25 protein-coding genes, 3 tRNA genes, 1 pseudogene and 1 riboswitch are annotated in these 24074 nt (G+C 66.7%); of the genes and pseudogenes, 13 read left to right on the top strand and 16 right to left on the bottom strand.

The window, feature by feature from the left end; all coding sequences use genetic code 11:
* Positions 1-79: 79 nt before the first annotated feature.
* The 5 genes from ACOOF5_RS11745 to ACOOF5_RS11725 form a co-directional block, all read right to left on the bottom strand.
* Positions 80-646, bottom strand: coding sequence for a hypothetical protein (locus ACOOF5_RS11745; protein WP_420439337.1), 567 nt, complete (start codon positions 644-646; stop codon positions 80-82).
* Positions 639-1556: an HAD family hydrolase gene (locus tag ACOOF5_RS11740; RefSeq protein WP_420439335.1), complete on the bottom strand. Its 918-nt coding sequence runs from the start codon at positions 1554-1556 to the stop codon at positions 639-641. Before ACOOF5_RS11740 ends, ACOOF5_RS11745 begins: the two co-directional genes overlap by 8 nt.
* A gap of 165 nt (positions 1557-1721) precedes the next feature.
* Entirely contained in the window at positions 1722-2579 is an 858-nt protein-coding gene (locus ACOOF5_RS11735; RefSeq protein ID WP_420439333.1) for a hypothetical protein, read from the bottom strand.
* Positions 2576-3202, bottom strand: a complete 627-nt coding sequence (gene coaE, locus ACOOF5_RS11730) for a dephospho-CoA kinase (RefSeq protein WP_420439331.1) — start codon at positions 3200-3202, stop codon at positions 2576-2578. Before coaE ends, ACOOF5_RS11735 begins: the two co-directional genes overlap by 4 nt.
* A gap of 5 nt (positions 3203-3207) precedes the next feature.
* Complete coding sequence (locus ACOOF5_RS11725) at positions 3208-3987, bottom strand: TIGR03084 family metal-binding protein (RefSeq protein ID WP_420439329.1); 780 nt, start codon at positions 3985-3987, stop codon at positions 3208-3210.
* Between the two features lie 98 nt (positions 3988-4085).
* On the opposite strand from ACOOF5_RS11725, the gene ACOOF5_RS11720 reads away from it, so the two are divergent.
* Together ACOOF5_RS11720 and ACOOF5_RS11715 are read left to right on the top strand one after the other, a co-directional pair.
* Positions 4086-6173, top strand: a complete 2088-nt coding sequence (locus ACOOF5_RS11720; RefSeq protein ID WP_420439327.1) for an acetoacetate--CoA ligase — start codon at positions 4086-4088, stop codon at positions 6171-6173.
* 54 nt (positions 6174-6227) lie between these two features.
* Positions 6228-6605 carry a hypothetical protein gene (locus ACOOF5_RS11715; protein WP_420439325.1) on the top strand — a complete coding sequence of 126 codons (378 nt, stop codon included), beginning with the start codon at positions 6228-6230 and terminating at the stop codon, positions 6603-6605.
* Between the two features lie 39 nt (positions 6606-6644).
* Here ACOOF5_RS11715 and ACOOF5_RS11710 read toward each other — a convergent pair whose 3' ends face one another.
* The 5 genes from ACOOF5_RS11710 to ACOOF5_RS11690 all read right to left on the bottom strand — a co-directional run bounded on the left by ACOOF5_RS11710 (position 6645) and on the right by ACOOF5_RS11690 (position 13573).
* A complete protein-coding gene (locus ACOOF5_RS11710; RefSeq protein ID WP_420439323.1) occupies positions 6645-8366 on the bottom strand; it encodes an ABC transporter permease in 1722 nt (573 codons plus the stop codon).
* A 28-nt stretch (positions 8367-8394) separates the two neighbouring features.
* Positions 8395-9531, bottom strand: coding sequence for a thiamine ABC transporter substrate-binding protein (locus tag ACOOF5_RS11705; protein WP_420439321.1), 1137 nt, complete (start codon positions 9529-9531; stop codon positions 8395-8397).
* A riboswitch (TPP riboswitch) is annotated at positions 9519-9627 on the bottom strand. Its footprint overlaps the gene before it by 13 nt.
* Positions 9628-9701: 74 nt before the next feature.
* A complete protein-coding gene (locus ACOOF5_RS11700) occupies positions 9702-10769 on the bottom strand; it encodes a 6-phosphofructokinase (RefSeq protein ID WP_420439319.1) in 1068 nt (355 codons plus the stop codon).
* A 76-nt stretch (positions 10770-10845) separates the two neighbouring features.
* Positions 10846-12075, bottom strand: coding sequence for a CaiB/BaiF CoA transferase family protein (locus ACOOF5_RS11695; protein WP_420439317.1), 1230 nt, complete (start codon positions 12073-12075; stop codon positions 10846-10848).
* Between the two features lie 103 nt (positions 12076-12178).
* Positions 12179-13573 (bottom strand): ATP-binding protein, encoded by a 1395-nt coding sequence (locus ACOOF5_RS11690; protein ID WP_420439315.1) that lies wholly within the window; start codon positions 13571-13573, stop codon positions 12179-12181.
* Between the two features lie 379 nt (positions 13574-13952).
* Here ACOOF5_RS11690 and ACOOF5_RS11685 point away from each other — a divergent pair, with 379 nt between their 5' ends.
* Together ACOOF5_RS11685 and ACOOF5_RS11680 are read left to right on the top strand one after the other, a co-directional pair.
* Positions 13953-14837: a hypothetical protein gene (locus ACOOF5_RS11685; protein WP_420439313.1), complete on the top strand. Its 885-nt coding sequence runs from the start codon at positions 13953-13955 to the stop codon at positions 14835-14837.
* A gap of 138 nt (positions 14838-14975) precedes the next feature.
* Complete coding sequence (locus ACOOF5_RS11680) at positions 14976-15350, top strand: hypothetical protein (protein WP_420439311.1); 375 nt, start codon at positions 14976-14978, stop codon at positions 15348-15350.
* A gap of 64 nt (positions 15351-15414) precedes the next feature.
* On the opposite strand, the gene ACOOF5_RS11675 is transcribed toward ACOOF5_RS11680, so the two are convergent.
* Both ACOOF5_RS11675 and ACOOF5_RS11670 read right to left on the bottom strand, forming a co-directional pair.
* Positions 15415-15714, bottom strand: a complete 300-nt coding sequence (locus tag ACOOF5_RS11675) for a hypothetical protein (RefSeq protein ID WP_420439309.1) — start codon at positions 15712-15714, stop codon at positions 15415-15417.
* Positions 15711-15962, bottom strand: a complete 252-nt coding sequence (locus ACOOF5_RS11670; RefSeq protein ID WP_420439307.1) for a hypothetical protein — start codon at positions 15960-15962, stop codon at positions 15711-15713. Before ACOOF5_RS11670 ends, ACOOF5_RS11675 begins: the two co-directional genes overlap by 4 nt.
* A gap of 480 nt (positions 15963-16442) precedes the next feature.
* Between ACOOF5_RS11670 and ACOOF5_RS11665 the strand changes: the two genes are divergently transcribed.
* On the top strand, positions 16443-16823 hold the full coding sequence (locus ACOOF5_RS11665) for a type II toxin-antitoxin system RelE/ParE family toxin (RefSeq protein WP_420439305.1): 381 nt from the start codon (positions 16443-16445) through the stop codon (positions 16821-16823).
* A complete protein-coding gene (locus ACOOF5_RS11660) occupies positions 16807-17154 on the top strand; it encodes a transcriptional regulator (protein ID WP_420439303.1) in 348 nt (115 codons plus the stop codon). The genes ACOOF5_RS11665 and ACOOF5_RS11660 overlap by 17 nt, the downstream gene beginning before the upstream one ends.
* 87 nt (positions 17155-17241) lie before the next feature.
* On the opposite strand, the gene ACOOF5_RS11655 is transcribed toward ACOOF5_RS11660, so the two are convergent.
* Together ACOOF5_RS11655 and ACOOF5_RS11650 are read right to left on the bottom strand one after the other, a co-directional pair.
* A tRNA-Val gene (locus ACOOF5_RS11655) sits at positions 17242-17315 on the bottom strand.
* A gap of 109 nt (positions 17316-17424) precedes the next feature.
* A tRNA-Cys gene (locus tag ACOOF5_RS11650) sits at positions 17425-17495 on the bottom strand.
* Positions 17496-17732: 237 nt separating this feature from the next.
* Between ACOOF5_RS11650 and ACOOF5_RS11645 the strand changes: the two genes are divergently transcribed.
* The 6 genes and pseudogenes from ACOOF5_RS11645 to ACOOF5_RS11620 all read left to right on the top strand — a co-directional run bounded on the left by ACOOF5_RS11645 (position 17733) and on the right by ACOOF5_RS11620 (position 21942).
* A complete protein-coding gene (locus tag ACOOF5_RS11645; protein ID WP_420439301.1) occupies positions 17733-18902 on the top strand; it encodes a DEAD/DEAH box helicase in 1170 nt (389 codons plus the stop codon).
* A 210-nt stretch (positions 18903-19112) separates the two neighbouring features.
* A pseudogene (gene metX, locus ACOOF5_RS11640) lies at positions 19113-20352 on the top strand (homoserine O-acetyltransferase MetX).
* Entirely contained in the window at positions 20349-20558 is a 210-nt protein-coding gene (locus ACOOF5_RS11635) for a hypothetical protein (RefSeq protein ID WP_420439299.1), read from the top strand. Before metX ends, ACOOF5_RS11635 begins: the two are co-directional and overlap by 4 nt.
* A gap of 13 nt (positions 20559-20571) precedes the next feature.
* Positions 20572-20796 carry a hypothetical protein gene (locus tag ACOOF5_RS11630; RefSeq protein ID WP_420439297.1) on the top strand — a complete coding sequence of 75 codons (225 nt, stop codon included), beginning with the start codon at positions 20572-20574 and terminating at the stop codon, positions 20794-20796.
* Positions 20797-20883: 87 nt separating this feature from the next.
* Positions 20884-20960: transfer RNA gene (locus tag ACOOF5_RS11625), tRNA-Gly, on the top strand.
* 22 nt (positions 20961-20982) lie between these two features.
* On the top strand, positions 20983-21942 hold the full coding sequence (locus tag ACOOF5_RS11620; protein ID WP_420439295.1) for an SDR family oxidoreductase: 960 nt from the start codon (positions 20983-20985) through the stop codon (positions 21940-21942).
* Positions 21943-21977: 35 nt separating this feature from the next.
* Here ACOOF5_RS11620 and ACOOF5_RS11615 read toward each other — a convergent pair whose 3' ends face one another.
* Together ACOOF5_RS11615 and ACOOF5_RS11610 are read right to left on the bottom strand one after the other, a co-directional pair.
* Positions 21978-22373 carry a hypothetical protein gene (locus tag ACOOF5_RS11615; protein WP_420439293.1) on the bottom strand — a complete coding sequence of 132 codons (396 nt, stop codon included), beginning with the start codon at positions 22371-22373 and terminating at the stop codon, positions 21978-21980.
* Positions 22370-22594 (bottom strand): hypothetical protein, encoded by a 225-nt coding sequence (locus ACOOF5_RS11610; RefSeq protein ID WP_420439291.1) that lies wholly within the window; start codon positions 22592-22594, stop codon positions 22370-22372. The genes ACOOF5_RS11615 and ACOOF5_RS11610 overlap by 4 nt, the downstream gene beginning before the upstream one ends.
* Before the next feature lie 326 nt (positions 22595-22920).
* Between ACOOF5_RS11610 and ACOOF5_RS11605 the strand changes: the two genes are divergently transcribed.
* The gene (locus ACOOF5_RS11605; protein ID WP_420439289.1) at positions 22921-24072 is read left to right on the top strand and encodes a hypothetical protein; all 1152 of its coding nucleotides are present in this window, start codon (positions 22921-22923) and stop codon (positions 24070-24072) included.
* The last annotated feature ends 2 nt before the right edge of the window (positions 24073-24074 follow it).

Genomic DNA, 24074 nt, shown 5'->3' with positions numbered 1-24074 from the left:
CCCTACCGGCGACCCCTGCTCAGAATTTGTTCGCAAACCTCAAGCTGTATCACGCTTCCTCCGCAAAGCGGAGGCTGTGTCACGCTTCGTCTGCGAAGCGCAGGAAGATCGCCGTAGTCGGGGCGAAGAACAGGCGCCATGCGTGCAGGATCCCGCCGTTGGGGCCGCAGACCATCCGCGTCTGCCCTCCCGCCGGCAGCTCCACGACAATCTTGGGGCTGAAGATCCACAAGAGCTGCAACCTCAGCGTGTAGCTGCCGGGCCGCAGCACGAAGCTCTCGGTATTGCCGTCGCGGATCAGTCCGACGCGCTGACCCTCGATGAGCACTTGATAACTGCGAATGGTGTCTCGGTAGTGATGGATGCGCTCGAACACCAGCTCGGTGGTCGGGCCGTCGTCCCCGTCCGCGGAGTCATCGCCGATCGCGTCGGGATCATCGGGGGAGGACTCGGGCGCATCGGGAATACCCATGGGCCCACTGGGTGCTGTGGCGTTGTGGTCGGCCATGCCGCGACGCATCCGCTCCCATATCGACGGTCGCCGTGATCCGCTGTCGGTTGAACCGTCACCGCCAGAGTCGGCACCGTCGGCATCGCCACTCGGTGCCGAACTGCTGGTCGACGTGGCGCTGTGCCCCTCAGCCATCGGACCCTCCATCTGGCGAAACGGCAGCGAACGTACTGCTGCGAGTCGCCGGAGGCCAGCGTCTCCCCGCCAGCATCGCCTCCACGACAACAGCCACGCCGTCATCGTCGTTGCTCGGCGCGACAGCATCCGCTGCGTCGCGGACCATGTCCGCGGCGTTCGACATGGCAACCCCGTGACCGGCCCACCGGAGCATGTCGACGTCGTTGAGGCCGTCGCCGAACACCACAACGTCTGAAGCATTGATGCCGTACCGCTGGCAAACGATCTTCAGACCGGCTGACTTGCTGACGCCCGCGGCCGCGATTTCTGCCATGTCCAGTCCGGAGGGTCGGATCTCGGTCCCCAGCGGCATGTACGGCTCGAGCTCGTTCACGATTGCGAGGGTGTCCACATCGGGGACGTGCACGAGCCACGTCAGCACCGGACCGTCCACCGCCCCAACAGCATCTGCGACCCGCGCGACGCTGAGATCCGCGATGAGATCGGCCGGCATCTGTGGGGCGAACCGGTGCTCCCAAAAGTGACGGCCGTCGGCCATGTCAAGCCCCAGACTCACATCAGGCAGGAGCTTTCGCGCGATCTCGGCGGCTTCGATGGCCTCGAAATGCGTCATGGACCGGTCGGCGATCCGCTCGCCTGCCGCAGCGTCCATCACTACAGCGCCGTTGAGGCATACCGCGTACGACAAAGTTGGTGCACGTCGCAGAACAGACTCAGTCTGAGGCCACGGCCGACCGGTTGCCAGCGCTGTGATGACACCGGCTTCAGCAAGTGCTCCAAGCGCAGTCGCGGTCCGATCCGCAAGAGCACCACGTCGAGTGATGAGCGTGCCATCGATGTCGAAAGCGGCCAGCCGCGGCAGGCCAGTTCGTCGGCGTGATGAGACGCTGTGGGACGGCGTGGTCATGGCCTGCACGGTAGAGGGCCGGTGTGACAGTCATGATGTCGGGGTCAGTGGTCGGGCCTGGGGGTGAGTTTCGGTTTGACGAGCTTGGTGCTTTGTTCGTCATCTGTCGGCTTGGTGTCCTGGCTGCTGGCGCGCACCGACCGGTCGAGTCCGGTGCTCCGCCTCTCAGTCCAGATAGGCCGCTGTGGCGGTTGCGGTTTGCAGCAGCCGGTCGGTTTCGCCGGCGGTCTCGAAGATGCGTGTTCGGGTTGTCACGAGGTGGCCGGTGCTTGCCAGCACCTCGCCCTCGACCCGGAATGGTCCACCGCGGCCAGGCGCCAGGTAGTGCATGTCGGCGAACACGCAGCGCGCCGGGCGCTCGCTGCTGTCGTTCATCTGCGCCAGGTGCGTGCTCATGACCTCGGCGACCACGATCGACGCCCCGCCCTGCAGCGAGCCGAACGAATTGCGGATGCGGTTGTGCATCGGCAGCTCGATGCGGGCCTCGCCGGGCACCGGGGTGATCCGCAAGTAGTCGTCCAGCGGCGGTCGAGGATTCAGCTCGTGGTCCTCGCGGTAGTCGACGGTGTTCTCCCGAGCCGTGGAATCCACCACCGGGGTGTCGTCGCGGCGGGGCAGCCGGGCATAGGTACACGTGGAGCGAGCGATCTCGGTTCCGGCTTCGTCGGTCACCGACGTCTCGGTGACAACCTGGTTCCGGCCGACCCGCAGCGGCGAGCAACGGGCGATCGCCAGCGAGCCCTCAGCCCGTGCGGCCAGCACCGTCGACAGGTGCAGCGTGGCCGACCAGTCGGGCGTTACCTGCAGGACGGCGTGATGCCCCGCCACCGAATCCACCAGCGTGGCGAGGGCGCCGAGACGCAGCCAGCCGCCCTCGGCCAGCGGCCTGTCGGCAAGATCGTCGAGGATGGGCATGGTGGCCGTCAGCGTGCCGTCGCCCGTCATCTGATGGCTGAGGCGCAGGTGCCGCAGGATGTGATCCTGCGGCGGGTAGCGAACCGGAGGCGCCGATTCGGCGTTCATGCGGCGCGCTCGTCAGCGAGCCGGCGCAGGGCATCCCAGAGCTGAGCCGTCGCACCGGCAAGCTCGTCGGTGCCACCGCCGTTGTGAATGACGAAGTTGGCCACGTCCCTGCGCTGTTCGTCGGTGGCCTGCGACCCCAGGCGGGCCTTGGCGTCGTCGGTTGACATGCCCCGCTGGATCAGCCGCTCCATGCGCACATCGGGCGGCGCCTCCACCGTCACCACCACTTCATAGGGGAACGCGGTGTCGCGGCCGAGCGTGCTTTCCACTAGGACCGCCATGTCCAGCACCACGACATCGGTGGCACCGGTGTCTGCGATGGCGCCGACGCGTTCGTCGAGGAGCTCGTTGATCGCCGGATGGCTGATCGCGTTGAGCGCAGCGAGCTCGTCAGGGTCGTTGAACACGATCGCCGCGAGCGCAGCACGGTCGATGCCGCCATCGGGTCCGGCAAGGTCGTCTCCGAATCGTTCGAGCACCGAGCCGACCGCTGCGCCTGCGGGTGCGATGATCTCGCGCCCGAGCGCGTCGACGTCCACGACCGCTGCGCCATGTGAGGCGAGCAGCTGCGCGACCGTGCTCTTGCCGGCGCCGATGCCGCCCGTCAGTCCGACAATCAGCACCCCGATCACTCTGTGCGGCGGCCCTCGGCGTCGGTGGGCGGGCCGGCGAAGGCTTGGGCGATGTCCATCCACTCCGTCGCCAGCGGCCCGGTGACCGACAGGCCCGTCTCGGTGTGGAAACGCCGCTGGGTTACTGCCAAGCAGAACTCATAGACGTCGCCGCTCACCTTGTCGGCCGCGTCGTCGGGCCCCCATGTCCAAACGGCCCCGCTCGGGGCATCCAATTCCACCCGCACCGGGCCGTCTGGCGCCTCGAGGCCCCGGTTCGCATAGCTCCAGCCACGAGTGCCCACACCGATGTGGGCGACATGACGCAACCGATCGGTGCGGGGCAATTCCCGGCCGTGGGTGTCGGCCACGTCATGGCCGTGCGACCACGTCTCCATGAGCCGGGCAGTCACGAACGACAGAGCGCCCATCGACGGGCCAAACCACGGAATCCGGTCTTTGCGGTCAAGCGGGCGCACCGCTTCGAGCATTTTGGAGCGCTCGGCGCACATCCAGTCCCAGATCTCGGCGCCCGACATGGAGGCGAAGTCGAAGCCCGCTGCGGTGTGCAGGTCCATCTCGCCCCGTTCAGCCGCCGCCGTGAACCCGCCGAAACGTTCGGGATCGACGACAGCCAGCGTCGCCACCCAGTCGGTCATGCCCAGATGCACCATCGTCTCGCGGCTGTCCCAGCCCTCCGCAGGCGTGGGCAGGCGCCATTGCTCCTCGCTGAGGTCGCTGACCACATCGCCGAGGGCGTCGGTTTCTGCCTGAAGGTCGTCGCAGATCTCGTCCATGGGTGCGGACCCTACCCGCGCCCCTGCAGGCGATTCTGTGGATTCCCTGTTGGCCGTTGGAATCGAACGTGTGACATCTGCTGGCTAGCTTGCGCTCGATGAGCAGCTCTCCAGACAGCGAGAAATCCGCAGTCGCCGACGCAGGCGTGCTGTGGCGGCCCGACGCCCTGCGATGCGCCGCGACCCAACTCTGGCAGTTCGCCGAACAGGTCGGTATGGGGCTCAGCCGCCGCTCCTACGCGGACCTGCACGCATGGTCGGTGCGCAATCCCGGGGCGTTCTGGCGCGCCGTGTGGGAGTTCTGCGACGGCATCGGCGAGCTCGGCCCCGAATTTCTGGGCGAGGGATCGGGCGGGGGAAGCAGTGGCCCGCCAGGGCCTGGTCTGGAGTTCTTCGCCGGCTCGAGGCTGAACATCGCCGAGCACTACTTGCGGCCGGCATCTGCGGGCGGCCCGCCACCCGCTCACACCGCCCTGACCTTCATCGGCGAGGACGAGACCAAGCTGACCATGACGCACGGCGAGCTGCGGGCCGAGGTGGCGGCGTGCCAGCGGGCGCTGGCGGCTGACGGGATCGGCGTAGGCGACCGGGTCGCCACCATGCTCCCCAACAGCCCCGAGGCGCTCATCGTGTTCCTGGCTACGGCGTCGCTGGGCGCTGTGTACTCGTCTGTCAGCCCGGATTTCGGCATCGACGGCGTGCTCGACCGGTTCGGCCAGATCTCCCCCACCGTGATGGTCGCCGTCGACGGTTACTACTACAACGGCACCCGCCATCGCACCGCCGCAAGAGCCGTCGAGGTGGCCTCCAGCCTGACGAGCTCGGGTGCATCGCTGCGACGCCTCGTCATCGCTCCCTACGACCGCAGCGATGACGCCTGCGCGGCCGAGTCATCCGGCGATGTGCCTGAGTCGTCGACATCGTGGGCTGAGTGGCTGGCACCTCACCGCGCCGCGACCGGCGACGATCTCACCTTCGAACGGCTCGACTTCGACCAGCCCGTGTACATCTTGTACTCGTCGGGCACCACCGGGAAGCCGAAGTGCATCGTGCACCGGGCCGGCGGCGCGCTGCTCAAGCTGTGGAGCGAGCAGCGGCTGCACTTCGACGTCCGCCCGGGCGATCGTGTCATGTACTTCACCACGACTGGCTGGATGATGTGGAACTGGCTCGTCGCCGGGCTGGCCAGCGGCGCATCGCTGGTGCTCTACGACGGGTCGCCGTTTCATCCCAGTCCGGCGCGGCTGTTCGACGTGGCCGACCGCTGCGGTGTCACGCTCTTCGGCGTCAGCGCCAAGTTCATCGAAGGCGCCATGAAGGCCGGCCTGCGGCCCTCGAAGACTCATTCCCTTGACACCGTGCGCACCATTTCGGTGACCGGCTCGCCGCTCGCACCGGAGGGGTTCGACTGGGTGTACTCCCAGGTGAAGGCCGACGTCCACTTGGCTTCGTTCTCCGGCGGCACCGACATCTGCGGCGGCTTCGTGATCGGCGACCCGACGGGTCCGGTCCGCCGCGGCGAGATCCAAGTGCCTGCGCTCGGCCTCGACGTCGACGTGGCCAATGCCGACGGCGCGGGGCTTGTTGCCGGTTCCCAAGGCGAGCTGGTGTGCCGCAATGCGTTCGTGTCAATGCCGCTGCGATTCTGGGACGATCCTGACGACGCTCGCTACCGGTCTGCTTACTTCGAGCGCTTCGATGGCGTGTGGCATCACGGCGATTTCGCCGAGTGGACGCCGAGCGGCGGGATCATCATCAGCGGGCGCTCCGACGCGACTTTGAATCCCGGTGGAGTGCGCATCGGCACCGCTGAGATCTACCGGCAGGTCGATCAGGTCGACGAGGTGCTCGAGAGCGTGGTCATCGGCCAGCGAGTGCCTGCGGGCGGCGGATCGGCTGCCAGCGCGGACACCCGGGTGGTGCTGTTCGTGAAGCTCCGCGAGGGTCTCACGCTCAACGACACGCTCACCGCCGGGATCCGCTCGCAGATCCGCGCCGGCGCCTCGCCACGCCATGTGCCCGCCGTGATCGCCCAGGTGCCCGCGATCCCCCGTACCCGTTCAGGCAAGCTCGTGGAACTGGCGATTCGAGACGTCGTCGAGGGCCGACCGGTGGCCAACGTCGAGGCCATCGACGACCCAGCTGCTCTTGCGCATTTCGCAGACCATCCCGCACTGGGCACATAGGAGCATGCACCATTGGTCACCGAGCCGAGCGCGCTGACAAAGGAGCGCTGATTCATGACTCTTATCAAACCCGCAGCGGTCTACGTGAAGCTCGTCGCGGCCGCGGTGGTGGCCACGCTGTTCACCTATCCGTTTTTTCGGGCAGACCAGCCCGAGAATTTCGACATCTGGTCGGTGCTCAACTGGTTCATGGCCGCGGCGCTGGCTGTGGTGCTGCTCACGACATGGCGGCGCAGATCTGCGGCGGGCACCCACGACAAGAACGCGCGGGCCATGTTCGTCTTCGCCGTCGCTGTGACCATTGCATTCGTCCCGAACTGGTTTGCCGACATCGTCGACAGCAGCGACAACCTCACGATGTGGTACCTCATCGACACGGCCCTGCCGATCCTGCTGTGGACCGAAGGACACCGTCTGTGGAAGTCGGTGTAGCGCCACCGGCTTCGACGCTCCGCCACAGCGTGCCGACCGCTAGAACAGCGATTCGTCGGTGCGTCGCAAACCCTCGATGATCAGCACCGACGCCGCCGTCGCGGCCATGAGCACCACCGCGAGTGCCATCGCCTGACCGCGCAAGCTCTCGCCGGGCGTTCCGAGCAGACGGAATAGGGCGAGCGGCGCCGTCAACGTGTCGGGTCGTCTCGGCAGGAACGCGGTTGCGCCGAACTCACCGAGCGACACGGCGAATGCGAATGCCGCGCCCACCGCCACCGCTCGTGATGCAATCGGCACATCCACCTCACGGCGGGTGCGCAACGGCGACGCACCGAGCACCGATGCCGCCTCCCGCAACCGGTCGTCGATCGAACGCAGTGTCGGCACCAGCGTCCGCACGACGAACGGCATCCCGACCAGGGCGTGTGCGACAGGGATGATCCACCACGAGGTGCGGAAGTTCAGCGGCGGCGTGTCCAGCGCCAGCAGCATGCCGAGCCCCACGGTCACGGCGGACACACCGAGCGGCAGCGTCAATCCGATGTCGAAAAGGCGCCGCAGCCATGTGCTGCCATGTCGACGCAATGACCCATCGCGCCTGCGACGCAGCGCAACGTCCGATGACGGCACGGGTTCTCGCCCGATGACGACTCGGCGCCCAGCGGCGTTCGGTCGACTGCCTACGACGACCGCCGACGCCATGGAACCGACGATTGTGGCGATCACCGTAGCCATCACTGCGAATCCCAACGAATGTCGCAATGCAGCGATAGCCGTAGTCGGCAGCATCTGCACGCGGTCGGCGAGCGCGACGAAGTTGGCCACGCCGTATCCCTCGCCGGTCGCAAATGCCCGCTCCACCAGTGTGATGATCGGCACGCCGAGCAGCCCGAAAGCCAGCGCGCCATTCACTGCGATCACGCCGCGTCGGCGGCGTGGTGCTGTGCGCCCCGGTGCCCGCCGAGCGACCGCCCGGCGCCGCTCGGCTACGCCCGCCAGCGTGACCAGCGCTGCTACGGCAACGAGCTGGCACAGCGCCAGCGCAGCGGCCGTCTCAAAGTCGAGCCGGGTGATGGCGTACCGGTAGATCTCGGTCTCGACCGTGGCACGGGCAGGTCCGCCGAGAATCAGGATTACCCCGAACGAGGTGAACGAGAACAGGAACGTGACTGCCGCAGCGGCCGCGACAGCGGGCCGAAGGAGCGGCCAGGTGACGTGCCGGAAAGCGCGCACCGGCGTCGCCCCGAGCAGGGCTGCTGCATCGGCGTTACGGCCGTCGAGGCCGGCCCACCACGATCCGACCGTCCGCACGACCACGGCGTAGTTGAAGAAGACGTGCGCCAGCAGGATCGCCCACACGGTGTGGTGCAGCGCCAGGGCGCCGTCATCGAGGCCGAAGCGATCGAAGACCGCCTCGAAGGCACCGGCCACGACCACCGTCGGCAGCACGAACGGCACGGTGATGACGGCGCGAGCGACTCGTCGCGTCCTCGGTTTCAGGCGCGCCAACGCCGCCGCAGCAGGAATGCCGACGGCCAGCGTGAGAGCCGTGGAGGCCATCGCCTGCCAGACCGTGAACCACAACACGCCCCGAATCGCAGAGCGGCCGAGCACATCGCCGAGGCCGCGGAGCCCGTCGCCGACGACGGTGAACACCGGATACGCGAAGAACACCGCCACGAAGGCGAGCGGTGCAGCCGCCGCGAGGACCCAACCGAATGCCGCCGCTGCGGGGTGCCGCCGCAGAGGCCAGGCCACGGTCACCTCCCTGTAGCGGATCGTGCGCTCAGCGCAAGACGATTTCCACCCAGCGCTCGGTCCACGCGTCACGGTTGGCTTCGATCTCGGCAGGGTCGAGCATCAGCGGATGCGGGGGAACTGCGGTGTGCTCAACGAACTCCGGCGGGAGCGTCGCATTCTCGATGACGGGATACACAAACATGTTGAGCGGAACGTCGTTCTGCCACGTCTCGCTCAACATGAAATCGATGAGCGCTTGCGCGCCCGCCTCGTTGTCGGTCCCCGAGAGAATGCCGGCGAACTCGATCTGGCGGTAGCACGAGTCGGTAATGACCCCCGTGGGCGCGGTGTCGGTCGGCGGGTCGGCGTAGATCACCTCGGCAGGGGGGCTCGACGCATAGGACACAACGACCGACCGGTCACCGCCGCCGGCAACGAACTCCCCGTAGTAGGCGTCTTCCCAGCCAGCAGTCACCGCGACGCCGTTCGCCCGCAGGTCCTCCCAGTACAGCTCCCAACCGTCGCCATAGGCAGCGATCGTGGCCAACAAGAACGCGAGCCCAGGCGACGACGTCTCGGGATGCTGCACGACGAACTGGTCGGCGAACTCGGGGAAGGTCAGCTCGTCGAGCGTCACAGGCGCCCACGGCACTGCGTCCTTCCAATAGTTCACGCACACGTCGCCGTAGTCCACGGGGGTGACACGGTGGCGGGGATCGAGCTGCAACTCCTCGGGTACACCGGCGAGCGCCGGTGATTCATACCGCTCGAAGATGCCGGCGTCGAGGCCACGCTGCAGGAATGTGTTGTCGATGCCGAACAGAACGTCGCCCAGCGGCGCGTCCTTGGTCAGGATGGCCTCGGCCACGAGCGTGCCGGCATCGCCGACTTCGAGCAGCTCCACCGTCACGCCGGTCTGGGCCGTGAATTCCTCGAGCGTGCCGTCCGACAGATTGAACGAGTCATGAGTGATCAGCGTGACTGTCGTGCCCTCGATCGACGGCGGCTCATCGGCTGGCTGCTCAGTTTGGGGACCTGCCGCCGACGGAGATTCTGTCTCGGGCGGCGGGGCCGGAAAGTCAGTTTCGGGGATATCGCCGTCGCCGCACGCTGCGACCAGCAGCATCGTGGCCGCGACGGCCACGGCGAGACGAAACGGCCTGCGCATTCGGTGTTCGGTCATGTGCTTCCTCCGCTGGCATTACCCAGATCAGGTTCTCGGGTCGGCGACAGCCTTGCTGTCGCCCTCTCAGCCCCACGGGCTCCCCGGTTTGTGTTGTCGCGGCCACCTTACCGTGCAGCATCGTTTGGCTGGTCGTGCGCGCCGGGGCCGAGCCGGACGACCCGTCGTGCTCAGAACCAGCGGCGTGAAGGACTGTGGCGGGTCAGCACCGGCGCAGTCGAGATGTAATCCAGCAGCTCGAGCTGGTCTGCGCTCAGGTAGCGGGTGCGCCCGGCGACCTCGTCGAGCGGCGGGTGTGCGATGCCGGTGGAGTGGACTCCCACCAGACAGCCCGACTGCCCCTCCATGAGCACCTCCACGGCTCGCGCGCCGAGCCGGCTGCCCAGCAGCCGGTCCGCCGGCGTGGGCGGCCCGCCCCGCTGGATGTACCCCAGCACGGTTGTGCGGGTGTCGAACCCAGTGCGCTCAGCCAGCAGGTCCCCGACGAACTGCCCCATGCCGTCCAGGACGCGATTGCCCCACTCGTCGGATCCCGTGTCGGGGGTCTCGACGCTGCTGTCGGGAATGGCGCCTTCGGCCACCACCACGATCGACGCATTGCGATCACGGTCATGACGGGCGATGAGGCGCGCAGCGATCTCGTCGATGTTGAACGGCACCTCGGGAACCAGGACGGCCGCCGCGCCCCCGGCGATGCCTGCGCCGGCGGCGATGTGTCCGGCGTCGCGTCCCATTACCTCGAGCACCATGATCCGGTTGTGCGACTCGGCCGTGGTGTGCAGCCGGTCGACCGCCTCGGTGGCGACCCCGAGCGCAGTGTCGAAGCCGATGCAGATGTCGGTGCCGCACACGTCGTTGTCGATGGTCTTGGGCACCGCGACCACCGGGAAACCGGCATCGGACAGTCGACCGGCGGTGATCAGCGTGCCGTCGCCGCCGATCGTCACCAGCGCCTCGACGCCGTCGCGCTCGAGCTGCGCTATCAGCGGCGCCGGGCCCTCGGTCTCCAGCCGGCGGCTGCTGCGCGAGGTTCCGAGCATCGTGCCGCCCCGCGGCAGCACCCCGCGCATCGCCTCGGCATCCAGCGTGACGGTGTCGCCGTCGAGCACGCCGTTCCAGCCCCGCCGGTACCCGACGACGTTGCGGTCGAGCTCGTGGCCGGCCATGCGCACCACCGCCCGGAGTGCCGCATTCAGCCCGGCACAGTCACCGCCGCCAGTGAGCACCCCGATCTGCACGGGTTCACGCTACTGGCGCGTCCACTCACGCTACTGGCGCGTCAACGAGCGCTTGCCGGACAGCGCGCAGCCAGGTTCAGGCCGTGACCAGCACCCCGGCGGCTTCGAGCCGGTCGAGCCGGTCGTCGCTGTATCCGAGCAGCCCGCCGATGACGTCGCGGTTGTCCGCGCCGCGGGCGGCGACGTGGCCGTTGGTGCCGATCCCTGAGCCGAGCGCGGGGCGCGCGGGCACCCGGAAGCCCGAGGCGGTCTCGGCCAGCAGCCCGCGATGCGCGGCCCAGTCGGTCTCCGCCAGATCGTTGAGCGAGCGCATCTCGGCCACGCTGAACGGCGTGCCGGCCTCGATTGTGCGCCGGAAGTCCTCCACGTCGGCAAAGCCCGCCGCCCACTGGGTCATCTCGTCGTACAGCTCGTAGCGGTTGGCCATGCGTGCGGCGGGCGTGGCGAATCGAGGGTCGTCGGCCAGCTCGGGCCGGCCCATGGCCTCGAGCAGATCGTCGAACCACGCTGCGGGGTTGCCGGCGATGGCCCACACCCGCCCGTCGGGCAGCACCAGGATCGGGCACTCGTGGGCGAGACCGGCGTTGGGCTCCTCCCAGCCGCCGGCCAGTTCCAGCGCCGACCATTCCTGGATGTACACCATCGCTTCGACCATGCAGACGTCGATGTGGCCGCCCCGCCCCGTGCGTGCCGCCTTGACCAGCATGGCGTTGACGGTCGCAGCGGCCGACATGGCGGTCACGATGTCGCCCACCACCAACGGCGGGTTCTCGGGCTCGGCGCCGGTCTCGCGCATGGCGTAGTCGATGTAGCCCGATTCCATGTGGCCGACGGGTGCATACGCACGCTTGTCGGCCCACGGACCGGTCTGGCCGAATCCGGTGACCGAGCAGTACACGAGCGCCGGGTGCGCGGCGCACATCTCGTCGGCACCCAGGCCGAACTTGGCCATCACGCCGGGCCGGTAGTTCTCCACGATGACATCACTGTGGCCGATGAGCTCGCGCACCAGATCCGGAGCGCCTGGCGCACGCAAGTCGATGGAGCAGAAGCGCTTTCCGGCATTCTGCTGGGAGAAATACGGGTTGACATCGCCGGGCACGTAGGGCGGGAAGGTGCGGCTCAGGTCGCCGTCGGTCGGCTCGATCTTGATGACCTCGGCCCCCATGTCGGCCATCATCCGGGTGGCCAGCGGCCCCGCCACCACACGGGTGAAGTCCAGCACCCGGATGCCGTCAAGCGGCCGCTCCCCCGCTGCGCTCCCAGTCCGATTCGACATAGCGCCGAGAATTCTGGCACGGCTCACGCGGCACACGCTCAGCTATGAGGCACGGCAGCGCGACGCGCAACAGCGCGGCACCTGCCAACGGCGCGAACGGCCTGCGCCAGCTTCCATGTCTTCGCTGGCACTAGTACGCCGCCTCGGCTGCAGCGTTCAGGATCCACTCGTAGGCGGGTTGAGCATGCACGCCGGTGGGCACCTGGTCGGGAAGACCTCGGTGCTCGAGCGTGAGCAAGGTCTGTTCAGCAGTTGGGAATGCCTGCCCCGCGGCAGCGAGAGCACGGAGCTCCCGTGCGGCCGTGCCCGCGTCGGTGGCGTCCGCGCATACCTGGATGAGCTCGGCGGTCCCGTCGAGATGGCGCGCCAAGAAATCGACCTCGAAGCCTTCGGCGGTTCGGACGTAAGTGACCTCGCTGCCGCGACGCTCCAACTCGATCAGGACTGCCGTCTCGAGGGCATGACCCGTGTTCGCCCGCCCTGTGCGGTCAAAGACTCCGATGAGGCCCGAATCGACCGGGTACGCCTTGCGGGGGTTGACCATGCGCTGGCGTTCCGATGCGGCCTCCATCCACACCGTCCGCACCAAGAAGCTGTCTTCAAGCCAGCTCAAATGCTGATGCACGGTGTCTCGCGCAATCGCGATGCCCCCAGAACGCAGCGATCGATGGAACTTCTCGACGCTGAACATTGCGCCGGCGTTGGCCAGCAGCTGACGTGCGAGCCATCGCAGGCCGACCACATTGGTCGCCCCGTGACGATCGATCACGTCCCTCAGCAGAGCGACGTCCACATAATCGGTCAGCAAGCGCCGCCGTGTCGCGAGGTCCAATCCCTGTGCCTCCGGGAAGCCGCCGGCCCCGAGCCACTCGACGAAGGCTGTCTCGACATCCGCCCGCTCAGCGCGGCGCATCAATCGGGGGGACTCAGGCAGCGTTGCGCCTCGATGCCGCAATGCCTCGTCGAAACCGAACGGATGCATGAGGACCTGCCAAGCCCTGCCCCGGAGCTCGGTAGCGATTTCGCGAGACAGCAAGGCCGCCGAGGAACCTGAGAGAAACACCTCAGCGCCGTCGGCATCGAGCAATCGCCGCACGAGCCGTTCCCATCCCGGTACGACCTGGATCTCGTCGAGGAACCAGCACATCGGAGTGTGTGCGCTCTCGAACGCAGCGGCTCGATGCCGATCGGTGTACTCGTCGATCAACGCGCCCAGCGTCGGCGCTTCGAGCCCCCCGAGGCGTTCGTCCTCCAAGGAGACGAAGGGAACGAGCTCTGCCGGGGCACCGGCGTCGATGCGTTCGGCGCGCAGCTGGTGCAGATACGTCGTCTTGCCCGCCCGGCGCATACCGATCACAGCAGTCGCCTTGCCGGCAAACACCGTCCGCCCGGCAATGCGACGCGGGGTGAGCGCGGCGGGACGTCGCACTTCCTCCAGCCGTGCGAAGAACGTGCGGCGCAATTGTGACGAAGGCACCTGCGCTGAGTCCGTGCGCGTCCAGTCGTCGTCCCCCGATGATGCCATGACCTATTTTCTCCTTTTCAAAAGGCGAATTTATCACCGATTTCACCTCGAAGAAAGGAGAATAGCCTGGCGAAGGGGCCAAGATGGGCTGCAGAAATGTCGCTGCTGGAGGGTTGATTCAGTCGCTGCGGGCAATGGTGATGGTCTGGGTTGCGCCGTCGTCATGAGCCTTTCTGCACAGCCACCTAATCTGCTCGTCGTGCTTGGTCGGCGTCGTGGTGTTGTGCTCGCCTTGGTGGCGGCTTGTCTGGCTGCGGCATCATGCGCGCCCGACGCCCCGGACGCCGCTTCTGCAGACACCGCGCCGGCGACTGCGTCCCCGCCTACCACGGCAACGACAGCGTCGCAGACAACGACGCCGCTCACGACGGCAGCGGCAGTGCCGGAGCCGACCGAATCGACGACGTCGACGGTGTCGGTGACCGCTGCATCGACGCCCACCACCGCGCCTGCCGTTGCCGAGGATGCCGTCGAACAGCGGACCGAGCTGGACTTCCGCATCGATCCCGATCGGCCCGACGACGAAGAGCCGAACTTGTGGCTGATCGGCGAAAACGTCGCGTCCGGACTGTGGCAGTGGTCGGACAGCTCGGGGTCCGAGTGCCTCTACCTGGTGATGGCGCCGACTGCTGGTCCCTCTGGCGCACGGATCGTCGGCAGTTGGCTGGATCAACTTGTCCACCTCGATGCCCGCGAACCGGTAGCGCTGCTGTCAGGTGAGCAGCTGCTCGGCTACAGCGACCTCGACGATGGCTCGAAGATCATCGCCGGCAGCTCGCATCCACAGTGCTTCTTGGAGTGGATCGCAGAGAACGACCGGCCAGAGTCCGAGATGCTCGTCGAGCGCTACGGCGAACGCGGCGAGGACGATGCCGGCTTCGAGCCGACGTCGAACTGGGTGTGCCAAGCGCACTCGGGCCCCGAGCCGGTAGATCGGCTCGACTGGCGCGGCGGTTTCGGTTCGTCGCAGCCGGAAGCCTCCTGCGAGGTCGGCGTCGGGATCTTGGCGGGATGGTGGCAGTGGACCGAGCAGTCGTCGCCGGAATGCATTTATGTTGTGGTCGACACCGGCGACGAACTCGACCAGGCGCTGCATCGGAGCCACACCCGGCGTGACGCCCGCAGCCCGGTGCTGCTGAGCGAAGGCGAGATCGTGCTGGGTTATTCGGACAGCAAAGATGAATACTCGGGATTCACCGCAGCAATGGGCTACTCGGTGTGCTTCCTCGAGCACATCGCCCCGGAAGACGAACCATCAGCCTGACCAACCCCGCGTGAGCGGCTGGAGTGCCGGGCCTGCTCGTATCTACTCTAAATTTCTTAGAGTAGATACGAGTACGGAACACCGCTGCCCGACCTGCGCATCGAGCACCTCGCCGCCGACCGACAGGAAGTCCGTCTGATGGCGTCGAGGTCTGCCAAGACGACGCGGCCCCGTCCGGTCCCGCCGCCCCCGGGTCACGCTGGGCAGCCCGCTGACCGCATCGGGCCCGTCGCGGCGCTGCTCACCTGGGCGCTGGGTGCGCTGATTCTGATGTGGTTCCCCGGAGGCCTCGTATTCGCGGGTGCGTTCTGCGGTTCCGACTGGGAGGCGATATGCAAGCAGCGGTATGCGGCAGGATGGGTGGTGATCGCGGTGACGATCGCCGCAACGCTCGGGCTGTCGTTCCTGTTCCGCCGAAGGTCCGTTGTCGTGGCCGCAGTTCTCTGCGTGCCGGCTCAGGTCTGGTTCTACGTCGCGTATGTGTTCCCAGCCGCCGCAACGACCCCCAACTAGCCAAGCTGACCCAGATGTCGGCTTAGCGGTAAGCCGCGCTGTGCGGCGCGTTGCTCCTCAGCCTTCAGTCTCGTTGCGGTGCCGTCGCCGCGGGCACCAGATAGGCGTCGAGCGCGTCGCGGATGACCTGGCTGTCGGTGATGGCGTCGGCCGCTGCGCGTCGGGCGATGCGGGCCCTGTAGCTCGGCGGCGCTCGAAACGTGTACACCTCCGCCCTCGCTTCGCCGAGTCTCGGGGAACGCCGACGGGTCTTGCGGACTTCGGCCAGCTCGTCGGGCGTGAATTCTCGGCTTTCGACTTCCGAAGCAATGGCCTCGATGGCGTCGTCAGTCATGGTGCTGTCTGTCGTGGTGTGATCGCTCATGGTCGCTCTCCGGTGAGATAGCGCCGAAATGCTGGGCGCAGGGGCATGGCATGGATGATGTGTTCGCCGTCGGCCTCCTGCAGGTACAGGATTTCGAGCAGGTTGGCTGCCCGGTCGGGTCCGATGCAGAGGCTCTTGATCGGTTCATGATTGATGTCGATGTCAAAGAAGTTCAGCGCGTTGTGCCAAGCGTGCAGAATTTCGTCCTCGGTCACGTCGTGGCGGTGGGCCGACTCGTTTATCCGCACCGCTTAAACGTAACACGTTTAAGCGGTGCGGCCGAGCCAGACCGGGCGCAAGAACGACGAGCCGCGCCACGCGGCGGCGCACCTTCGGAAGCGGCGCGAAACCTGAACCCGCAGGTCAGGGTGTCGCGCAGTCGCGAATGGTACGCGTTCTCGGCGGAATCGGTAAGTGATGACCTGACCGCCAATTCGCGAAACCGCAGGTCACAGGCGTTTGTCCGCCGATGCAGTCGCGATCGATCTGCTGCGTGCCCGATTCGCGGGCCTCAAGCACCCCGGACATCGGTCCCCACCGCACCCGTCCGCGGCGCAACTTCAATCGCGGAGGTCGTGTCGCCCTTGCATCATGCCCCGGTGGCCTTCATCGGCGAAGGCGCGTGGTCGGCTGGTGGGATGGCGCCGTTGCGGGCCTCAGGGTGCTGGTGAGTGCGAACCGGCGCTCGCCAGCGACGATCTTGAGCGTCATTGCCCTTTTGGTAACGCGTGCGTTACCATGCAGGCATTGCTGAAGCGAGACTGCACGAGTCAAGAGAATATGTGGACAGCCGTGGTCGCAGCCCGTTTGGTCGCTGGTTCACGAGTCTCGATGCGACACCTGCAGCCAAGGTTGTCAGAGCCGTCACCCAGATGGAGACCGGGAACTTCGGAGACCACCGTGGCGTCGGAGGAGGCGTCCTCGAGCGCCGCATCCACAGCGGCCCCGGTTACAGGATCTATGTCGCCATCGACGAGGACACGGTGATCATTTTGCTCGGCGGCGGGACCAAGCGAGGCCAACAATCTGATATCGCAAATGCTCAGGCTCGCTGGAAGGACTACAAGAACCGCAAGGCTCAAGGAGAACGACATGCCGCTCACCCGTGACTTCAAGGAAACCGTGCAGGCTCGCGTGCAACGCGACCCCGAGTTCCGTCAGAGCCTGTTTCAAGAAGGAATCGAGTGCATGCTCGCCGGCGACGTCGACACGGCCAATTCCCTGTTACGCACCTACATCAACGCAACCATGGGCTTCTCAGAACTCGGCAAACTCACAAACAAGCAGCCCAAGAGCCTCATGCGGATGCTCGGGCCTCAAGGCAACCCAAACGCACGCAATTTCTTCGACATCATCGGCTGCATCCAGCGTCACGAGGGAATCCAGCTCGCAGTGACGCTTCGTGGAGCAGCACAAGCCCCAACCCCCAGCGCCGATTAGCCAACCAGAATCACACCGGGTTTGGTAGAGCCTCCATCAAACCCGGTGTGATTCAGTGGCCGTCGAAGGCGCAATCGGGCGAGCGGGTGGGCGATACAGGAGTCGAACCTGTGACCTCTTGCGTGTCATGCAAGCGCGCTAACCAACTGCGCCAATCGCCCGAAGGGCGATGCAAGCTAACACAGCGCCCGGAGGGCGACTCACGCTAGCACCCTGCCCACTTCACCCGGCCAGCGCAATGGACCTGCTCGGCACCCGGCCCGGCCGGCGAGGCGGAGACCGGATTCGAACCGGCGTACACGGCTTTGCAGGCCGCTGCCTAACCACTCGGCCACTCCGCCAAAGTCCGCAGGGTAGTGGCCCCGCCCCGACTTGACGGCAGCATTTCTGATGGCCTCAACCCTGACGCCGCACGAGCCAATCGACAGGGACGCCCGCCTTGCTCCGCCGTCAAGCGCCGCCGTTCCCATACACTCGGCAGCCAAGGCAGTTCGCCGTGTGGCCCCACTGCCCAGCGTTGTCGCAGCCGAGGTCGCGGCGCCGCAACCCTGCGGGCCACCACCTTCGAAGAGACCCCCGTGACAACTTTTAGTGAATTGGGCGTACCTGCGCCCCTGTGCGACACCTTGGCTGATCAAGGCATCACCGAGCCGTTCGCCATCCAGGAATTGACCATCGGCGAAGCGCTCGCCGGCCGCGACGTCTGCGGCAAGGCCAAGACAGGCTCCGGCAAGACGCTGGCATTCAGCCTGCCGATGCTGGCGCTGACACCCCGGGCCCGCAACGGCCATCCCACCACCCTCATGCTCACCCCGACCCGCGAACTGGCCAACCAGATCGCCGCTGTGGTCGAGCCGCTGGCCAAGGCGGCCGATCTGCGCTCGATCGCCACCTACGGCGGCACGAACCTCGACCGCCAGATCGAGCTGCTGGCAGCCGGCATGGACGTCGTCATCGCCACACCGGGGCGGCTCATCGACCTCATCGACCGCGGTGCGGTCAACGTGTCAGGCATCCAGCGAGTGGTCGTGGACGAAGCCGATCGCATGGCCGACATGGGGTTCTTGCCCCAGGTCGAGTGGGTGCTGCGTCACATCGACGGCCAACACCAAACGCTTCTCTACTCGGCGACGCTCGACGGTGTCGTCGACACACTGGTCAAGCGGCACCTGCGCGACCCGGTCTTCCACGAAGTGACCGAACGCGAGGTGACCGTCTCGGAGATGGGCCACCTGTTCCTGTCTGTCCACAAGATGAACCGGGTGCAGGTCGCTGCACGCATCATCGAGGCCAACGGGCGCACGCTGCTGTTCACCCGCACCAAGCGCGGTGCCGACCAACTCACCCGTGAGCTGCGAGACGCCGGAGTGCGAGCAGGTGCCATCCACGGCGACCTGCCGCAGGTCAAGCGGGAGCGCGCGCTCGCCGACTTCGCCAAGGGCAAGCTGGCCGCACTCGTCGCCACCGATGTGGCCGCCCGCGGGCTGCACATCGACGAAGTCGACGTGGTGGTGCACTACAACGTTCCGCCCGAGCACAAGACCTACCTGCACCGCTCGGGGCGCACGGCTCGGGCGGGTCGCAGCGGCACCGCGGTGACGATGTTCCTGTGGGACGAAGAGCTCGAAGTCCGCCAGCTCCAGCGGAGGCTCGGCCTGCGGCTGCCATTGCATGACGTGTTCTCGAACGACGAACGGCTCGACGACCTGGCGGCCTTCGCCGCCAGCGACGACAACGCCAGCCGCTGAATTCCGCCAGAGGCTGAGCCCCAGGCCCGAGCGGCCCGTGAGCGCAGCGAACAAGAGCGGGAAGCAAGAGGTTCCTCAGCAGCAGGGTCCAGACCGCTGATATTCCCTTTAGACAGGCCGGAGACGACCGGTACCCTTGCCTACCCGGCGGCAAGTTGACCGCTGGAGGTAAGCCCTCCGGATTCGAAGGCCCAGGACGAAGGCTCAGCTGTGGACAGTGCGAGGCGCACAAGCGCCCCGAACGACGGTGCGGCGGCCTGGCCGCTGCCCGCCTCGGGTGCATGGCACCCGGGCCTCGGCGCGGCCGACCGGCACTTCTACGAGCTGTCCCCGGATCGTCCGTTCACGCTGGAGGGCGGCGGCACCCTGCAAGGCCCGGTGCTCGCATATGAGACATGGGGCGCCCTAGACGCCGACGCCGCCAACGCCGTGCTCGTGTGCCATGCGCTGACCGGCGACGCGCATGCGCATGGCCCCCCACATCCGCCGTCGCAGCCCACCGAAGGCTGGTGGAACGACTTCATCGGCCCCGGGCGCCCCCTCGACACCAACCGCTACTTCGTGGTGTGCGCCAACGTGCTCGGCGGCTGCCAAGGCAGCACCGGCCCCTCGTCGGTGAACCCGGCGACGGGCGAGCGCTACGGGCCCGACTTTCCCGTCGTCACCAACCGCGACGTCGTGCGGTCGCAGTGGGCGCTGGGGCGGCACCTGGGCATCGACCGGTGGCTCTCGGTAGTCGGCGGCTCGATGGGCGGAATGACCGTGCTGGAGTGGGGCATCACCTATCCCCGACGGGTCGGCTCACTGGTGGTGATTGCGTCCGCTGCCGAGGCGTCGGCACAGCAGATCGCCTGGAGCAAGGTCGGCCGCCAAGCAATTCTGGACGATCCCAAGTTCCGTGGCGGCCGCTACTACGACGCCGCCGATGGGGACGGGCCGCATCGAGGCCTCGCCAACGCACGGCGGATCGCCATGATCCACTACCGCTCGGGCGACGAGTTCGACCGCCGGTTCGCCCGCCACAGCGAAGACCCGATCCTCCCGCTGCGAGGGGGCCAGCGCTTCGACGTGGAGAGCTACCTCGACTACCAGGGGGCAAAGTTCGTGCCCCGCTTCGACGCCAACAGCTACCTGGTGCTGAACAAGATGATGGACCTGCACGACGTCGGACGGGGCCGTGGCGGCATCGATGCCGCGCTCGACCGGATCGTCGCGCCGACGATGGTGATGAGCGTTCGCACCGACTTTCTTGTACCCGAGATCCCAGCAGCTGCGGATCACCGAGGCGCTGACACGCCGGGGAACTATGCGTGTCGAGCACGTGGACATCGACAGCGACAACGGCCACGACGGCTTCCTCACCGAACCCGATCAGACCGGCCCCCCGATGGGCGAGTTCATCGATGACATCTACAAGAGCGATTCGGGACCCCCGGGAGTCACCCGTTGATCGGCGGCGCCGCGGCGCTGCTGGCTGACGTGCATGCCAACGTGCCTTCCGAGGCTGTCGGCTCGGGCCTGGGGGTGTGGTGGGTGCTGGTAGCCGTGCTCGGCCTGCTCACCGTCGCGTGCGCCACCGGATTCGTTGTGTACTTGCGGCGCACAGCCCCCCATCGGTGGCAAGGTGAAGAGAACACCGCGGCCGAGCCATTATGAGAGCCAGAACGACATGAGCGAAACCTTCAATCCTCAGGAAATGATCACCCGCTTCGCGGAGCGTGCCGAGGCGGTGCGCAAGCGGAACCTTCCCGCCGTCGGCGGCGAGGAGCGACGCCACTTCATCCGCCAGGCCGAGCTGGATTTCATGGACTACGCCATGATCGGCGATGCCACCGCCACGTTCGACGACGGGATCCTGACGCTGAGAATCGACCTGCGTCCTCCCGAGGAGTAGCCGATCCGGGCGCTTGCCCGGGCGCGGCAGCGGCCTGCCGGATGCACGCGTCTCTGCGGGGGCCGCTTGCTACAGTGATCCGCCCGCGCGGATGTAGCTCAGTTGGTTAGAGCGCAACCTTGCCAAGGTTGAGGTCGCCGGTTCGACCCCGGTCATCCGCTCCAAGTTCCACGACGGGAGAACAACATGGGTGCACTTGACGGACGTGTCGTCCTGATTACCGGCGCCGGCCGGGGCATCGGCCGCGAGCATGCCCTGCTGATGGCATCTGAAGGGGCGAAGATCGTGGTCAACGACCTCGGTGGCTCCGCCGACGGCACGGGTGCCGACCAAGGCCCCGCAGGCGAGGTTGTGGCGGAGATCGAGGCCATGGGTGGCGAGGCAGTCGCCAACGGCGACAGCGTCACCGACTGGGAGGGCGCGCAGCGCATGGTCAACCAGGCCGTCGAAGCCTTCGGCGACCTGGACGTGCTGGTCAACAACGCGGGCATCCTGCGCGACCGGGTAGTGGTCAACATGACCGAGCCGGAGTGGGATGCCGTCGTCGAGGTGCACATGAAGGGCCACTTCTGCCCCACCCGCTGGGCGGCCGCTTACTGGCGTGAGCAGTCCAAGGCAGGCAAGGAAGTCACCGGTTCGGTCATCAACACCGCCTCGGGCGCCATGCTCGGCAACCTCGGTCAGTTCAACTACTCGGGCGCGAAGGCCGGTATTGCGGCCATGACGCTGGTGGCCGCCGGCGAGCTGGCTCGCTACAACGTGCGCGTGAACTGCCTGGCGCCGATTGCCCGGACACGCTTGACGCTGCAGACGCCTGGGCTCGAAGAGGTGGTGCGGGCGCCTGACGATCCTGCTGAGTTCGATCTGTACGACCCGGCCAACGTCAGCCCGCTGGTGGGATACTTGGCGATGGAAGACTGCCCGTTCACCGGGGGTGTCTTCCACGTGGGCGGCAATGAGGTGGGCCTGTATCAGGGCTGGTCGCTCTCGGGTGACGACATCATCGCTACTGACGGGCGCTGGACCGTGGACGGCCTGACGCAGATCGCGCCCCGGCTGAACGAGGGTCGCTCGAAGCTGGCCTCGGTGGCCACGGCGATCGGCGACACCTTCAAGGGATTCGGCAAGCGCGAACCCACCACCTAGCCGCGAGCGCTCTCGCGAGATCCCGTGCGCAGTGTTCAGGCGCGCTGGATGCTCACCTGCGCGTTCAGTGCTGAGGTCAGCGCAGCGATGTCATCGGGATCCGAGGTCGCGATGACGGTGTGTTCGACAGGCGCAAAGTGAGCAGCCGCCACGGCGACCGACGCATCAATCACATCGTTCGTGTCGGTCTGGGCGCAAAGACGACCGCAGGCGCGCGCCACCGCGCCGTCGAGAGCAACTTCGTGGCAGTGCATCAGTGCGCGGGCGAGGTGTGCTTGCCGACGGCCTCCCCGCCATGTCTGAGCGACGACGCCAGCGGGTACGGCCACGATGTCTCCGGCGTCGGATGCCGCCCGCAGCCGTGCCCACATGGCTCGGTTGTCGCGATCGAGCGCGATGAGCGCCCCCGCATCGAGCACCAAGGCGGTCAATGGCCGAGCTCCGCTCGTGCCCGGGCAAGTTCAGCCTCGGTGAACGCGCCGTGCTCAGACTCCCAGTCGGCGACCACGTCGCGCAGCCCACGAGTGACCAGCCGACGTCGTGCCGCATCGGCGAGCCACGCCGACGTGTTCTGCTCATCAGCCTCGGCGGCCTCGCTCACGGCAGCCGCAAGGCCGGCTTCCAGCGAGATCGTCAAACGTTCAGTAGCCATGCCGATAATCATACTTGTTCACAACTTTGACCACGTCGGCTGGTTGCGCGTCAGCTTCGGCGCGGCTTGCCGAAATTGCGAAACACGCATTGGCATCGTTGCAAAACATGCATTGGGACGCTTGCTGCTGTCGCCCGGGGGTGGGCGGGGGCAGGCGCACCCATGCTCAAACATGCGCAACGCCGCCCGTTACGTGGTGGATGGGCTGTAGCGCGGCGAACTGCGCGTGGGCACCCCTGCCCCCACCCACCCCTCGCTGATGCGTTCGTTCACCGAGTGTGGCAATTCGCTCGTGGAATTCGCGGGCGAAGTGTGACAATGGAGCCGTGGAAAAACTGACGCTCGTCCGCCACGAGGCTCAGGGCAACGATTTCGTGATCGCATTGCTGAGCGATCAGGAGCTGCGCGATCTCGACACGTCGCTTGATGTTCTCGGTGTCGAGCGCAGCGACCTAGCTCGCATTGTGTGCGATCGCGATCTCGGAGTCGGCTCTCGACGAGGATACGTGCACTCGAAGGGTGCTGACGGTTTTGTCGTCGGGGTGCACAACGCCTTCGACGGTCAGCGGGCGGAGTGCGTTCGCATGCACCTGCTCAACGCCGATGGCTCGTTCGCCGAGACGAGCGGCAACGGGCTGGCGTGCCTTGCGATGGCATCGTTCGACGCGCGGATCATTGGCGAGGGACCTCTAATCCCGTTCGAAACGGACGCCGGCACGCAACGTTGCACCATCGGCGCAAGCGGCACTGGCTCGTTGAGCCTCCCGGATTCGAACGGTCGCTTCATCCAGGTCGCGATGAGGAAGGTGGAGAAGGGCCCAGAGATCCCATCGGAACTGTATGAACGCATCAGCAGCGACTTCGGAGCCAATCTGCGCCATCTCGACACGGGAGATGTCGGGAACCCGCACCTGGTCATCGCGCTCACGCAGCCTCCTATTGACAGTCCTGTTTCGGAGCTGAGCAACCATGCCGGTGAGTTGGGTGATCGAATTGCGCAGCTCGGAAGCGTCTACGAGTCCTATTTTCATGGCGGCATCAACGTCGAGTTCATCTGGCCCTTTTCCCGCAATCCACTGCGGCCGGAGCAGGCATGGACGCTCCAAATGTCGGTGTGGGAGCGTGGTGCGGGGCTCACCGTCTCATGCGGCAGCGGCTCGGTCGTGGCGGCGACGCTCGCTCACCGGTGGGAATTCGTGCGCATCCCGAATGATCCACCACCGGTATCCGCCGAAAACGGTGATGCCGTCCCTCCTCCAAGCTCGTACTTGGTTGATATGCGAACAGCGCCGTTTCCAGGCGACAATGGTTCTGGCTTCCAGTACTGGGTCCGTACCGTCCCGGCGTATCACGAGGACTTCTCCCCGCCACAACTCGGCGTCGTGGCGGAACGCATCGAGACTGGCCTCACGCTCCGACTTGACCGCCTGCCTGTCCTGCTCGATGACCTCACCGCTCGTATAGGGGCCCAGCGCTGATG

The sequence above is a fragment of the Candidatus Poriferisodalis sp. genome (assembly GCF_965214215.1).
Taxonomy (GTDB): domain Bacteria; phylum Actinomycetota; class Acidimicrobiia; order Acidimicrobiales; family Poriferisodalaceae; genus Poriferisodalis.
This window is presented reverse-complemented; position numbering and strand designations above follow the sequence as displayed.